This is a genomic window from uncultured Bradyrhizobium sp. (genome assembly GCF_936943645.1).
GTDB lineage: Bacteria > Pseudomonadota > Alphaproteobacteria > Rhizobiales > Xanthobacteraceae > Bradyrhizobium.
Genome location: NZ_CAKZJO010000040.1, coordinates 82,530 through 95,757, shown reverse-complemented (window position 1 = coordinate 95,757; position 13,228 = coordinate 82,530). Strand labels below are relative to the sequence as shown.

The window sequence follows — 13,228 nt, the reverse complement described above, 5'->3', positions numbered from 1 at the left end:
ACCCCGCTCGCGCTACGCGCGATCGACCCTCCCCCTCCAGGGGAGGGTAAGAGGACACATCACCCCCGCGCCATCGCCCGCTTCGCCACCGCCAGTCCCATCAGCACGAAGGCCGAGGTCACCTCCGGCCCGCCCACCAGGATCCGCGTCGGCGTCTTCATCTTGTTCCATTCATAGGCGCAGAACGGGCCGCGGCGGCCGCCTTCGCCGAGGCTGGCGACGATCACGTTCAGCGCCGGTGCGAAGGCGCGCGGGTCGGCGCCGAGATGGCCGAGCGCGATCAGCGCCAGCGCCGCGTCGAACACGTTCATCTCCGCGGCCATCAGCTCGCCCTTGACGTAGGACAGCACGCGATGACGGATGAAGTCGAAATCGCCGTTCGGGTCGATCGCGGCCTGCGCCGCCAGCGGCAGCGCCAGGAAGGCGGCGTAGCAGCGACCGAAATAGGCGCTGTAGAGCTCCGGCAGGTAGTAGATGTGCGAGCGCGGATTGGCGAACGCGCCGCTCGCGGCCAGCCGCTTCTGGAAACCGATGATGCGATGCACCGTGGCGAGCCGCGACGGCGTCTCCAGAACTTTCCAGCGCGCGAGGTTGCGAAAGCTCACCTCGAGAATGTCGAGATTGAGCGTCGGATCGAGATCGTTGCCGTAGGGCCGCTCGCCCCTGAGGTTGTCGATCCAGGTCGCAACCCCACCCTCATAGTCGATGTTGTCGTTGAGCGGCACGGTCACGCGCGGTTCGTTGACGCCGGCCTGCACCTGATAGCCGCTGTAGAAGTCGAGCAGCGGCTGGTCGATGATCGCGTCGGTACAGCCGGCCTGGGTCGCGGCCGAGATCGAGCACGCCGTGGTGTCGCAATCCGGCACATAGATGCCGAAGCCGAGGTCCTGCTTGATCTGCGCGAAATAGCGCGAGAAGCGCGGATGCGGCGCGGGCGCCAGCGCAGTGACGACGTTGAAGCGCGCGCCGTCGATGCCCTCGACCTCTTCGCGGCTGATGTTGACGCAGAAATCCACCATGTCGGCGATGGCGCGCTCTGCTGCAACCTTGTCGGCCGGCGAGGCGAGCCCGGTCTCGCCATAGCTCAGCAGTGCCTCGATGAAGAACGCATCGTAATAGGCCGAGCGGTGACGGATCTGCACCGGCTCCCACATCGGCTCGGCAATCCCGCGCCAGGGCGGATTGACGACGGCGGCGGCCTTCGAGCGCGCGATGAAGACGCGGGCGAGGTTGAACAGCAGCGAGGAGTTCTTGTAGCCGCGGGCGTTGAGGCCCGTGAGCGCCATGATCAGTTCCCGCCCCCGAAAGTCGGGATCGCCGATCAGGTTGAAGGCGGCATAGGTGGGCAGAAAGCCGTTGCGGCGGTACGAGCCGAGCAGATGCTGCGCGCAGTCGCGGATCGCGCCGTCGATCTGCGCTTGCGGCGGCGCCGAGCCGGTGAACATCGCCGGCGGCGGCTTGGGATGGTCGAGCGCGATGCTGTCGACGAGATCGGCGACCGGCTGGCCGACCGCCGCCCAGTCGGGCTCGGCCTCGTCGCGGGCGCGAGCCAGCGCCGCGCGCAGCGCCGTCAGCCTTGCCTCGTCACGCAGCTCGGGCAGCCCGGCCCGCCTGAGCAGCACCCGCAGTGCGGGATTGCCGAGCGCGGTCTTGTAGAATTTGGCCAGATGCGGATCGCCGCCGGCGGTCGCAGACAATACGGGATCGCAGACATCGTAAAGAGAAGGGCCGTCCTTCGGCGCCAGCAGCGCCCGGCAGGCGGCGCCGGCAAAATATTGAAAGCTCATGAAATACCTGGTCGCGGAGACTTCGGCGGGGTTTGGCCGGGGGCCGGCCAGCGCGCTCCCAGCCCCGCGCCACCCCCTGCAAGTCGTTGAAAAGGCTACCCGGATTCGCGGGAAATACAAATGTGACGATACTCACGGAAAAGGTCGGCACGAAGGCTGCATGATGGAGGCTCGAAGAGTGCTCCGGGAGGAAAAAATGCACAAATCTGGGCAGGCAAATTAACCAATATATTCAGCGGCTTAGATCAAGTTTTGGGCAATCTATTGCCGGGGAGGCGATATCCGGTTAAGGGTTTGTTTGGTGCGGCGCCGCAAATTGCGCGCAATTCGGGGGCACATCCCCGGCCAATCCCTCAAACCTAAAGACGCTATCGCGCTACTCAAACAGTGTGCGCGCGCTTGGCTGGTCTTTGGCACTGACAGGAATGAAGCGAGATGAATTTAAGGCAGCTCGACATTTCCCGACGCACCATCGCAGTGGCCGCAGCCCTGATCGGCACGGTGTCGCTCGTGATCGGCGCCCATGCTGCCCTCAACATGCGCGCTATCGACGCCGCCAAGGCCGTCTCGACCGACCAGATCACCGGTTCGATCGGTCAGAGCTCGCGCCTCGCGCTCGTCATCGGCAATGGACATTATCCCGACGCCAGCGCGCCGCTGACGCAGTCGATCAACGACGCCCGCGCGCTGTCCTCGTCCCTTCGCAAGAACGGTTTTGACGTCGACATGGTCGAAGACGCGACCAAGGACGACATGGTCCGCGCCGTGAACCGCCTGAAGTCCCGGATCAAGCGCGACACCGTCGTCATGCTGTTCTTCGGCGGCTACGGCGTGCAGGCCGGCCGCCAGAGCTACATGCTGCCGGTCGATGCCGTGATCTGGAAGGAAAGCGACGTCCGCCGCCAGGGCGTCTCGATCGACGGCGTGCTCGACATGATGAAGGAGCAGGGTGCCAAGGCCAAGCTCGTCGTCGTCGACGCCTCCCGCCGTAACCCCTACGAGCGCCGCTTCCGCTCCTACAGCCACGGTCTCGCGCCGATCAGCGCGTCCGACAATGCGCTGATCCTCTCATCCGCCTCGCCCGGCAAGGTCGTCGACGACGGCAAGGGCGAGCACAGCGTGCTGGTCGGCGAGTTCCTGAACAACCTCAATGCCAAGGGCAGCGCCGAGAGCGTCTTCAACAAGACCCGCGTCGCCATCTCTCGCGCCAGCGAAGGCGATCAGGTCCCGACCGTCTCCTCCTCGCTGCTCGAGGACGTCCATTTCGGCGAAGCCGGCGGCTAGTTTCTTACTCTCCCCTGGAGGGGGAGGGTCGATCGCGCGCAAGCGCGAGCGGGGTGGGGTGATCTCTCCCCACGAACATTGCCCGTGTCGAGAGATCACCCCACCCCGCTGCGCATTTCGCTACGCTGCATGCGAAGCGACCCTCCCCCTCCAGGTGAGGGTAAGGGGCATCACCGGTCGGAATTGCCTACTTCGCCGCTTCCGCGGCCATCACCGGACGCACGGGATCGCCTTCGCGCAAGAGCGCACCGGCGCGGGCGACGACGACATCGCCGTCGTTGAGGCCGTCGCGGATCTCGATATTGCCGCCCGACATCAAGCCGACCTCGACACGCTTGGTCTCGACGCGGTTGCGGCGGATCACCTGGACCACGGTGCCGGCGGATGAATATTGCACTGCCGTCAGCGGCACCGCGACGTTGCAGCTCTGCCCGGTCTTGATCAGCGCACGCCCGCTCGCCTTCAGCAGCAACCGCTTCTGCGAGGAGATGCCGATATAGACCATGCCCTGCTGGATGTTGGGCTCGACGGTCGGGCCGATGCGGCGCACCTTGCCCTCGAGGTCGCCGGCGCCCGCGATCCGCACGGTCGCGGTCTGGTTGACGGCGAGCTTGCGCACATCGGTGGTGGCCACGAGGCCGACGAGATCATATTCGCTGCGCGCCACGATCGTGAACAACGCCTCTCCCTTGGCCGAGGCGAAATTGCCGATCTGCGCCGTCGACGTCGCGATCACGCCGGCCACGGGCGCGGTGACCTGCAGCGTCCCGCCCTCGGGGAGCGCGAGCCGCGCCAGCACCTGGCCCGCGGTGGTGGTGTCGCCGGCTTCCGCCAGCACGTCCGTGACCTTGAGGCCCGGACGTTCGGGCCGCACCGAGGTTTCCTCGCGCGCGATGATCGTGCCGGTGGCCTCGACGATGTCGGAGAAGCAGGATTTGGCGACCTTCAGCACCGTGACCGCCGGCCCCTTGGGCGCCTCGTCGTCGGCGGCGCTGGCCGGAGACTGACCGAGGACCAGCAGGCCGGCCACGGCTGCGGGATACAGGCTTCGAACAACGGCACGGGGGAAATGTCGCATCGGAAATTCCACGGGAGCTATGTCTCCAATCGATAGCAGATGGCGGGAGCGCGGACTACGGCACCGGTGGCCCTGACAATAGGGCCGCCGCCGCAGGCCGTCGGGGCCAGGTCTTGATGAACAAGCCTTTGATTAGTCGCGGGATTAAGCAACAGGTTCGCGTCTTACGGGCGGGGGGAAGCGGCCGGCCCTACTCCCAAAGTGCGGACTCTCACGGTCTTCTCATGTGCCAGACCCGCCTGTATGGAACTAGTATCAGGATGCCGCGGCATTGTCCGCCGCACAGCTCATGGTTGAGATGGAATGCAACGGTTCGTCTGCGAGCAGAACATCGTTCATTTCGAACGGTTGCTCCATGAAGCGACCGATCCGACGGTTCAGAACACCGTGCGGGGCCTGCTGGCATCGGCGAAGCGCCAATTGGCGCTGCTGAACTCGGCGGCTTCAGGTGCCGATGCGACGCCCCTCGAGCAGCGACGGCGGCAGCACGGTGATGCAGAGATGATCCGGCGGCAATTCCAGCCCGAATTCGATGCCTCGCCGCATCCCTACATGCTGCTGGACCCCGGCCCGGGGCTCGTGATCATCGACATCAACGATGCCTATGCCTCGGCAACCCTGACGGAGCGGGCCGCTGTCGTGGGCCGGTCGCTGTTCGAGATATTCCCCGATAATCCCGACGATCCGCTCGCCGACGGCGTCAGCAATCTCTACAGCAGCTTGAGGATCGTCGGCGAAACAAGCCGGGCGCATGCCATGGCGATCCAGCGCTACGACATCCGCAATCCCGATGGCGTCTTCGTCGAGCGCCATTGGCAGCCGATCAACTCGCCGGTCCACGACACGGCGGGCCATCTGGTCTACCTGCTGCACCATGTCGAGGACGTCACGGCGCAAATCACCGGGCGGCCGTAAGACGGCCTGTCAGCCGCGGCGGTCGCCCAGCAGCTTGCCGCTGGCCCGGTCGATCAGATGCAACCGCGTGCAGGCCGGACAAGATACCGACACATGCGTGCGGTCGGCCGGCTCGTCGTTGATCCGATGCTGCACGTTCATGCCGGTCTGGGGGCATTTAAAAACGATCTGACGGTCCATGCCCCTGATATGACGGTAAGCTGTGCCTTCCGAAATTACGGATGTTTACGTAGGTCGGCCCCTCACGGCAGGGTCAGGAACTCCACCCAGTTCGGCTTCTTGCCGGTCGGATAGGATTTCAGCCTGGCCAGCGCACCGCTGCCCTGGTCGATCGCGTAGACCGTCATGCTGTCGGAGAGCTCGCCGACCGCGGCGAGGTAGCGGCCAGAGGGGTCGATATGGAAGCCGCGCGGCTGCTTCTCGGTCGGCACGCTGCCGATCGTGGTCAGCTTGCCGCTTGATCCGTCCACCTTGTAGGCGGTGAGCGTGTTGGTGGTGCGCTCGGAGGCGTAGAGGAAGCGGCCGTCCGGAGTGATGTGGATGTCGGCGGCCCAGGGCTTCTTATCAGGGTCCTTTCCCGAGAAGCCTTCCGGCAGCGCGGTGGTGCGCTGGATCTCGTCCCACGCGCCGCTCCTGGCCTCGTAGCTGAACGCGGCGACGTCGCCGTTCAGCTCGTGGACGAGATAGACGAACTTGCCATTGGGGTGGAATACGAAGTGCCGCGGCCCCGATTTCTCCGGCACCTTGTGGGCCGGCGGGTCGCTCGGCGTCAGCGAGCCCGATGTGGCATCGAACGCAAAGGCCAGCACCTGGTCGGAGCCGAGATTGGTCGCGAACACGAAGCGGTTGTCGGGCGAGGGCAGGAAGGCGTGCGCGTTCAGCCCGGTCGGGATCACCTGCTTCGGCTCGCTGGCGACGCCGTTTGCGCCGAGCGGATTCAGCGCGACCTTGTTGCCGCCATAGGAGGCGCTGAACAGGAACTTGCCGCTGCGATCGACCGCGATATTGGCCATGCTGTCGGCGAGCGGACCGTTGCCGATCGGGTTGAGCTGGCCCGTTTTGGGATCGATCGCAAAGCTCACGGCGAGGTAGGGCTGCGAGCGCACGCCGGCAATCAGCACGCGGTGGTCCGGCGTGATCGCGAGCGGTGTCGAGGAGCCGGGCTTCTCGACACCCTTGAAGGCGGCCGTCTGCACCGGAATCATCTCGCCGTTCTCGGCCATCTTGAACACGCTGATGTCATTGCTGTCGGCGTTGCCGACATAGGCGAAGGTCTCGGCCATGCCGGCACGGACTCCAGAAATGAGAGTGAGGACAGCGAACAGGGTGGTGGCGATCGCAGCGCGCGGCACGTTCGATGCGATGCGTCGGGTTGGACTCAACATGGGCTCCTCCTGAAGGCCGCGTCGCGGCATTGTCGTTTTGCCGGCGAGGATAGCGGGCAGCGCTCCGCCGCACCAAATTCCAATTGGGATTGATCGATGCCGAAATTGTATCGGTCGCCAAGGAAGGCTACCGCACCGCCGCCGTGCGCGAGGGCAGATGCGGACCGGCGGGATGCGCCGGCGGTCCGAGCACGGTCCAGACGCCGACCGCAACCAGCGCGGATGTCAGGATGGTCCAGGTGATGAGCCGTTTGCGCATCTGGCTGAATTCGTCCGCGTCATGAAGGTCCCGGGCGCTCGATCGTGCACCGCAAACCGCGGCAATCCTATGAACTCGTTCACAGCGAAATCGGCCTGCGCAATGCGAACCAAAGCCGCGCGAACGAATTGAATCCGCATGCCCCGCGAAAACGATCTCGAAGGTAAGCCCGACATGGGTGGCAAGCACGGCGGCCAGGCCGGCCAGCCGAAGCCGCCGCCGCGCCCGCGCCAGGGCGAGCGCGATGAGGACGTCGTGGCAAAGCGCCACACCGGCCAAACCGATCCCGCCTCGCCGCCGACCAAACCAAGATAGCGCTTCGCCGCGCGGTCGTGCCGCGCCTCGCGTCGGGAACGGCCGGGTCGCTTTGCCGTTACCCGGTCCCGCAGGCGCGAGATGAAAACGGAGGCTGGCTCGTGTTTTGGATCTATTGGGACACCGCCTGGTCGCTGATCATCAGCGGCATCTGGGTCGCCACCATCGTCAGCCACCCCGACTCCGAATTCGTCGAAGTGCAGGCTGCCAGACGGCCGATGTGAACCATCGCATCCGCCGAGACGTTGTTGACCTGATCGCGGCTTCGCCTCAGCAGTGACGTTCGCGGTCCGAGGTCCGGTCTGGATTCGCCTCCGTTTCCGGACCTCGTCCTCCGCGCTTGCGACGATCACTGCCACCGCAACCGCGGCGCCCCGCACCCCCGCAACAGATCGTGACGACGGGCCTGCGTGCCGCGCGAGCAAGCCCTGCGTCCGGCGTTTGACCTAGATCATGTAGGCACAGCTCATTTCATGGAGAATTCGCGCAATCCATGAGGTTGAAGTGTCGATCGATCATTCGCGAATTGCGTCGCCGGCGTTCCGTTCGAAAATCATGTCGGCTGACGAGGCCGCGACGCTGGTGCCACACGGCGCGAATGTCGGCATGAGCGGCTTCACCGGATCCGGGCATCCGAAGGCCGTTCCGATGGCGCTGGCGCGCCGGATCGAGCAGACGCATGCGCGCGGCGACCAGCTTCGGATCGGCGTGTGGACCGGCGCCTCGACCGCACCCGAGCTGGACGGCGCCCTCGCCAAGGTCGACGGCATAGAGTTGCGCCTGCCCTATCAGTCCGATCCGGTCACGCGCGAACGCATCAATGCCGGCGCGATGGACTACATCGACATTCATCTCAGCCATGTCGCGCAGTTCGCCTGGTTCGGCTTTCTCGGACATCTCGATGTCGCGCTGATCGAGGTCGTCGCCATCCTGCCGGACGGCAGCCTGGTGCCCTCGGCCTCCGTCGGCAACAACAAGACCTGGCTGGATCAGGCCGACCGCATCATCCTCGAGGTCAATTCCGGCGTCAGCACGGCCCTGCATGGCATGCACGACATCTACTACGGCACGAGGCTGCCGCCGCATCGCAAGCCCATTCCCATCGTCTCGCCCGGCGACAGGATCGGCGAGACCACGTTCCGCTGCGATCCGAACAAGGTGATTGCCGTGGTCGAGACCAATGCTCACGATCGCGACACGACCTTCACCGCGCCCGACGCGACGTCAAAGGCGATCGCCGGCCATGTTCTCGAGTTTTTCAGCCATGAGGTTCGCCGCGGCAGGCTGCCGCCGGAACTGCTGCCGATCCAGTCCGGCGTCGGCAACGTCGCCAATGCCGTGATGGCGGGTCTCGATGACGGTCCGTTCGGCCGGTTGACCGCGTATACCGAGGTGCTGCAGGACGGCATGCTGAACCTGTTGCGCTCGGATCGCATGATGCTCGCTTCCGCCACGGCGCTGTCGCTCAGCGCGGACGCGAACCGGCAATTCAACAGCGAGATCGACCGGCTGAAGCACAAGATCGTGCTGCGCACGCAGGAGATCTCGAACCATCCGGAAGTCATCCGGCGGCTCGGCGTCATCGCCATGAACGGCATGATCGAGGCCGACATCTACGGCAACGTCAACTCGACCCATATTCGCGGCACCGCCATCATGAACGGCATCGGCGGCTCCGGCGATTTCTCCCGCAACGCCTATCTCTCGATCTTCATGACGCCGTCGACCGCGAAGGGCGGATCGATCTCGGCCATCGTGCCGATGGTCACGCATGTCGATCACACCGAGCATGACGTGCAGATCATCGTGACCGAGCAGGGCCTCGCCGATCTGCGCGGGCTGTCGCCGAAGCAGCGCGCGGCGAGCATCATCGACAATGCGGCGCATCCCTCGTTCCGGCCGGCGCTGCAGGATTATTTCGATCGCGCCTGCAGGCTCGCGCCCGGAAAGCACACGCCGCATCTGCTCGACGAAGCCTTCCGCATGATCAAGGCTTCGAGCTGAAGAATGCGTCTCAGGCCGCCGCCTGCGCTGCCAGCAATTGCTTCAATTTCCCCGCCGGCACCGCCGGGCTGAACAGCCAGCCCTGCATCTGGCTGCATCCGAGCTGCCGCAGCACCTCGCGCTGGGCCTCGGTCTCGACGCCTTCGGCGGTCACACTCACAGTCGCGGGCCCGATCGAAATCCTCAAGCCAGCGAATCCAAGTCGTGTCGTGTTGGGCGCCCCCGTGTCGCGTTCGGCTGTCAAGCCGTTTTGGACGGTCGCCGAAGGCGCCCCGCAAGCGAGATGGCCGCGGCCCATTGCCGCGGGGGGCTTCCAATCAGGAGGATTGATCGCCGCCAGCGCACACCCATTCTTTTCGGCGCGTTGTTTGTCGTGCGTGTGTTGGATCGATGGAGCCGAACATGACCAGCGAAGTGAAGGCGGATTGCTGAACACGGATGGCCGGGGGCCCCATCGGCCTCCGGCTCATCTGATTTCGCAGTTGCCTGGCGGCTACCGCACGGCGCGCAGCATCAACTCAGGACGGGATCAGCAGATGACCTTGCTCAATATAGAGGACGCTCCTCCGACGTTCAACGAATCGTCCGCATGGAAGCGCATCTGGCGCGCGACCGCCGCTGTTGCCGTCTTGAGCCTGGTTGCTGTGGCGGCGGTGCCGTTGAGTGGCGGCCTCGTTGTCGGCGGTCGGGCTGCAGTCGCCGAAAATCTGTCGACCTTGGGCGCGCGAGTCGAGGATTTCGTGCCTGAGGATCGCGGCAAGCTTTCCAAGCCGATCATTGGTGGGCTGGTGGCGGGCGCCGCCTCGGCGGTCGGCAAGCGCGTGGCCAATCTTCTTGTCGACGGGGCGTGGCCGCTTGCTCTGGCCTGGTTTGACCGGACCACGCACAAGACCGATTTCATGGTGTGGGCCGGCCCGGGCGAGTTCGTCGACGGGATGCCGATCGGCCGCGACGACACGCTCATGCACCTGAAGTTCGAGGACAACGGCAACCTGGCCTTGGCGTATCGCCTCAGCCGCTTTTTTGCGACGCTGGGTCTCGACGTCGGCAAGTTCAGGATGAGCGCCGTGGCCGAACGGGACGAATGCGCGTGTTCGTATCGGACCTACGGCGAGCAGATTCTGGTATCGACCTCGGGCGATGTCCATCAGACTTGGCGTTCCGAGAAGAAAGGCGTGATTGCAAACGTCGTCGCCAGGATGGACGCGAACGGCCAGATTGCGGCGGGTGACGTGACGACAAGCTTCGACGAGAAGGTTTTGAAGCGCCCTGTCGTGCTTGGCTCGCGCCATGATCATCTGCAGGCGGACAAGCGGCTGAACGAGTATCCGGGAAGGTCGCCGCTCCTGGTCCCGGGCCAACGCGCGGGATAGAGGCGAACGACCTCTCGGTCTTCCAAGGCCGGGAGGTCATTTTCCGCTGCCGCGCTAAGCCGCCGCCTGCGTCGCCAGCAACTGCTTCAGTTTCGGTGCCGGAACGGCCGGGCTGAACAGCCAGCCCTGCATCTGGCTGCATCCGAGCTGCCGCAGCACCTCGCGCTGGGCCTCGGTCTCGACGCCTTCGGCGGTCGTCGCCATGCGGCGCGCCGCGGCCATGTGCACCACGGCCTGCACGATCGGCGAGGAATCCTCGGGCTCGCCGATGTCGCTGATGAAGCTGCGGTCGATCTTGATCTTGTCGAACGGGAAGCGGTGCAGATAGCTCAGCGACGAATAGCCGGTGCCGAAATCATCGAGCGCGATGCGCACGCCGAGCTCGCGCAGCTGCTGCAGGATCGTCAGCGCCTCCTCGTCGTCGCGGATCAGCACGGTCTCGGTGATCTCGAGCTCGAGTCGTCCGGGCGCAAGGCCCGACTCCGCGAGAGCAGCTGCGACCTTGAGCGCCAGCGTCCGCGAGCGGAATTGCACCGGCGAGACGTTGACGGCGATGTGAATCTGGCCGGGCCATGATGCGGCCTCGCTGCAGGCCTGCCTCAAGACCCATTCTCCGATCTCGCCGATCAGTCCGGTGTCTTCCGCCACGGGAATGAAATCCGCCGGCGAGATCATGCCGCGCTCCGGATGGCGCCAGCGCAGCAGCGCCTCGCAGCCGGTCACGACATTGGCCGCGAGATCGACCAGCGGCTGGTAGTGCACCTCGAACTCGCCGCGCGCCAGCGCCTGGCGCAGGTCGAGCTCGAGCTGGCGGCGCAGCCGCGCCTTGGCGTCGTATTCGCCCGTGAAGATGCGATAGGTGCGGCGTCCTTCCGACTTCGCCGCGTACATCGCAAGATCGGCGCGCTTGAGCAGGTCGTCGGGATTGTCGCCGTGGTCGGGCGCGATCGCGATGCCGATGCTCGCGTCGGTCGGGACGTCCTGTCCCCTGCAATCCACCGGCGTGCGCAATGCCTTGAGGATGTTCTCCGCCAGCGCGGCCAGCTCGGCCGGATCGCGGCAGCCGGCCTTGACGATGGCAAACTCGTCGCCTCCGAGCCGCGCGACGAGGTCGTTGCCGGAAACGCAGGCGCGCAGGCGGTTCGCCACCTGGCGCAGCAGCTCGTCGCCGACCTCGTGCCCGAGCGAATCGTTGACACCCTTGAATTCGTCGACGTCGATATACAGGATGGCGAACGGCTTGCCCTCGCCGAGCTCGGCAACGCGCCGCTCCAGATGCCCGCGCATCAGCACGCGGTTGGGCAGGTCGGTCAGCGCGTCGTAATGCGCCATATGCGCGATGCGCTCGTCGGCGCGGATGCGCGCGGTGACGTCGTCATGGGTCGCGAGCCAGCCGCCGGCGGCGCCGGGCTGGTTCTTGATCTCGATCAGGCGGCCGTCGGCGGTCTCCACGATGGTGTTCTGGAAGCGTCCGATATTGCTGAGGATGTCGTCGCAATAGGATTCGACGTCGCCGTGGAAGGAGCCGGTGTCATGACGATGCTGGATCACGTCGCGGAAATGGACGCCGGGCTTCACCAGTTCGGCGGACAGGCCGTACATCTCGATGTAGCGCCGATTGCAGACGATCAGCCGCTCGTCCTGATCGAACATCAGGAGACCTTGCGTCATCGTGTCCATCGCGGTGTCGAGCCGTTGCTTCTCGAGCGAGAGCCGGTTGGTCACCTGGCGGAAGATCAGGAACAGCGTGAGCACCAGAAGGCCGATCGACAGCACGGCGACGGTGACGAAGAATTTCGTTTGCGTGCGCCAGGTCGCGAGCGCCGCGTCCAGCGACTTGGTCGCGACCACGACCAGCGGCTCGCCGGCGAGCAGGCGCGAGGCGACGATGCGGTCCTTGCCGTCGATCGGGCTCGCGAGCCGCGTGGAAACGAAGGTGCGTTCGAACACCGCCATCTGTTCCGGCGTGCCGTTGCGGAAGTTCTGGCCGATCATCGCGTCGACATGCGGAATGCGCGCGAGCAACTGGCCGTTCTGGTGGTGCATCGCGATCGAGGAGTCCTCGCCGAGCCCGGTCGAGGCGAAGAAGGATTCGAGCTGCTCCGGCGCGATCGCGCGCGAGACGATACCGAGAAACTCGCCATGAGGACCGGAAACACGCCGCGCGAACACGATCGCCGGTCCGTTGCCGAACCGCCCGGGCACGACCTCCACTTCCTCTTGCGCAGCCGGATCGTTCTTGAGGCGGTTGAAATAGGAGCGGTCGGCGACCGAGATGTCGGCGACCGGCCAGCGCCGCGACGAGTTGATCAGCAGGCCCCTGGAATCGAACAGATTGGCGCCGGCAACGTCGGACCAGCCGCTGGCCTTCGCACGCAGCACCTCGTGCATGGCCAGCGTGCCCATCTCGCTGCGGAACACGTCCGCGGATTCGATGCCGCGGCTCTCGAGCTCGGTGATGATGCTCTTCTGGAGCACCGCGAAATCCTCGAACTCGCGGTCGAAATGCCGGGCCAGCAGCCGGACGGAGCTTTCAAGGCTGTCGCGGCCGCTCTCGATCGCATTCTGCCGGAAGCGGTCGACGGTGAGCGCGGTGCCGACGGCGGTCGCGGCCATCAGCACGAAGCCGCCGACGATCAGCCATGTCAGTGGCGCTCCCCGCCAGCGACGGAGCAGCGCGCGCATGCGCGCGGTCCATCGGATCGATGTGCCCATCCAGCCCTCCCGTGGGATGCAAGATGCAGCAAAACCCGAAAGACCCCGTTACCATCGAAGGTTAGTGAAAGATGAATCGGAGTGAAATCAGAGGCTTGGTTCCAGCGAGGGCG

Annotated in this window: 13 protein-coding genes; 6 read left to right on the top strand and 7 right to left on the bottom strand. The window is 65.4% G+C overall.

Annotated elements, in window-relative coordinates; translation table 11 throughout:
- Positions 1 to 59 precede the first annotated feature (59 nt).
- Positions 60 to 1,787 (bottom strand): hypothetical protein, encoded by a 1,728-nt coding sequence (locus Q0743_RS05285; protein WP_298240524.1) that lies wholly within the window; start codon positions 1,785 to 1,787, stop codon positions 60 to 62.
- Positions 1,788 to 2,222: 435 nt separating this feature from the next.
- Between Q0743_RS05285 and Q0743_RS05280 the strand changes: the two genes are divergently transcribed.
- The gene (locus tag Q0743_RS05280; protein WP_298240523.1) at positions 2,223 to 3,071 is read left to right on the top strand and encodes a caspase family protein; all 849 of its coding nucleotides are present in this window, start codon (positions 2,223 to 2,225) and stop codon (positions 3,069 to 3,071) included.
- Positions 3,072 to 3,258: 187 nt separating this feature from the next.
- Here the strand turns inward: Q0743_RS05280 and Q0743_RS05275 are convergent, their stop codons facing one another.
- The gene (locus Q0743_RS05275; RefSeq protein WP_298240522.1) at positions 3,259 to 4,149 is read right to left on the bottom strand and encodes an HlyD family efflux transporter periplasmic adaptor subunit; all 891 of its coding nucleotides are present in this window, start codon (positions 4,147 to 4,149) and stop codon (positions 3,259 to 3,261) included.
- 303 nt (positions 4,150 to 4,452) lie between these two features.
- Between Q0743_RS05275 and Q0743_RS05270 the strand changes: the two genes are divergently transcribed.
- Complete coding sequence (locus Q0743_RS05270; protein ID WP_298240521.1) at positions 4,453 to 5,064, top strand: PAS domain-containing protein; 612 nt, start codon at positions 4,453 to 4,455, stop codon at positions 5,062 to 5,064.
- 9 nt (positions 5,065 to 5,073) lie between these two features.
- Here the strand turns inward: Q0743_RS05270 and Q0743_RS05265 are convergent, their stop codons facing one another.
- The 3 genes from Q0743_RS05265 to Q0743_RS05255 all read right to left on the bottom strand — a co-directional run bounded on the left by Q0743_RS05265 (position 5,074) and on the right by Q0743_RS05255 (position 6,708).
- The gene (locus tag Q0743_RS05265; protein WP_298240520.1) at positions 5,074 to 5,244 is read right to left on the bottom strand and encodes a hypothetical protein; all 171 of its coding nucleotides are present in this window, start codon (positions 5,242 to 5,244) and stop codon (positions 5,074 to 5,076) included.
- A gap of 62 nt (positions 5,245 to 5,306) precedes the next feature.
- A complete protein-coding gene (locus tag Q0743_RS05260) occupies positions 5,307 to 6,449 on the bottom strand; it encodes a lactonase family protein (RefSeq protein WP_298240519.1) in 1,143 nt (380 codons plus the stop codon).
- 127 nt (positions 6,450 to 6,576) lie between these two features.
- The gene (locus Q0743_RS05255) at positions 6,577 to 6,708 is read right to left on the bottom strand and encodes a hypothetical protein (protein WP_298240518.1); all 132 of its coding nucleotides are present in this window, start codon (positions 6,706 to 6,708) and stop codon (positions 6,577 to 6,579) included.
- Positions 6,709 to 6,846: 138 nt separating this feature from the next.
- Between Q0743_RS05255 and Q0743_RS05250 the strand changes: the two genes are divergently transcribed.
- The 3 genes from Q0743_RS05250 to Q0743_RS05240 all read left to right on the top strand — a co-directional run bounded on the left by Q0743_RS05250 (position 6,847) and on the right by Q0743_RS05240 (position 9,027).
- Entirely contained in the window at positions 6,847 to 7,023 is a 177-nt protein-coding gene (locus Q0743_RS05250; RefSeq protein ID WP_298240517.1) for a hypothetical protein, read from the top strand.
- A 101-nt stretch (positions 7,024 to 7,124) separates the two neighbouring features.
- On the top strand, positions 7,125 to 7,247 hold the full coding sequence (locus Q0743_RS05245; protein ID WP_283806835.1) for a hypothetical protein: 123 nt from the start codon (positions 7,125 to 7,127) through the stop codon (positions 7,245 to 7,247).
- 286 nt (positions 7,248 to 7,533) lie between these two features.
- Entirely contained in the window at positions 7,534 to 9,027 is a 1,494-nt protein-coding gene (locus Q0743_RS05240) for an acetyl-CoA hydrolase/transferase family protein (protein WP_298240532.1), read from the top strand.
- A gap of 10 nt (positions 9,028 to 9,037) precedes the next feature.
- Here the strand turns inward: Q0743_RS05240 and Q0743_RS05235 are convergent, their stop codons facing one another.
- Positions 9,038 to 9,214 carry an EAL domain-containing protein gene (locus tag Q0743_RS05235; RefSeq protein WP_298240516.1) on the bottom strand — a complete coding sequence of 59 codons (177 nt, stop codon included), beginning with the start codon at positions 9,212 to 9,214 and terminating at the stop codon, positions 9,038 to 9,040.
- Positions 9,215 to 9,563: 349 nt separating this feature from the next.
- Here Q0743_RS05235 and Q0743_RS05230 point away from each other — a divergent pair, with 349 nt between their 5' ends.
- A complete protein-coding gene (locus tag Q0743_RS05230) occupies positions 9,564 to 10,400 on the top strand; it encodes a hypothetical protein (protein WP_298240515.1) in 837 nt (278 codons plus the stop codon).
- 54 nt (positions 10,401 to 10,454) lie between these two features.
- Here the strand turns inward: Q0743_RS05230 and Q0743_RS05225 are convergent, their stop codons facing one another.
- Positions 10,455 to 13,115, bottom strand: a complete 2,661-nt coding sequence (locus tag Q0743_RS05225) for an EAL domain-containing protein (protein WP_298240514.1) — start codon at positions 13,113 to 13,115, stop codon at positions 10,455 to 10,457.
- Positions 13,116 to 13,228: the final 113 nt, after the last annotated feature.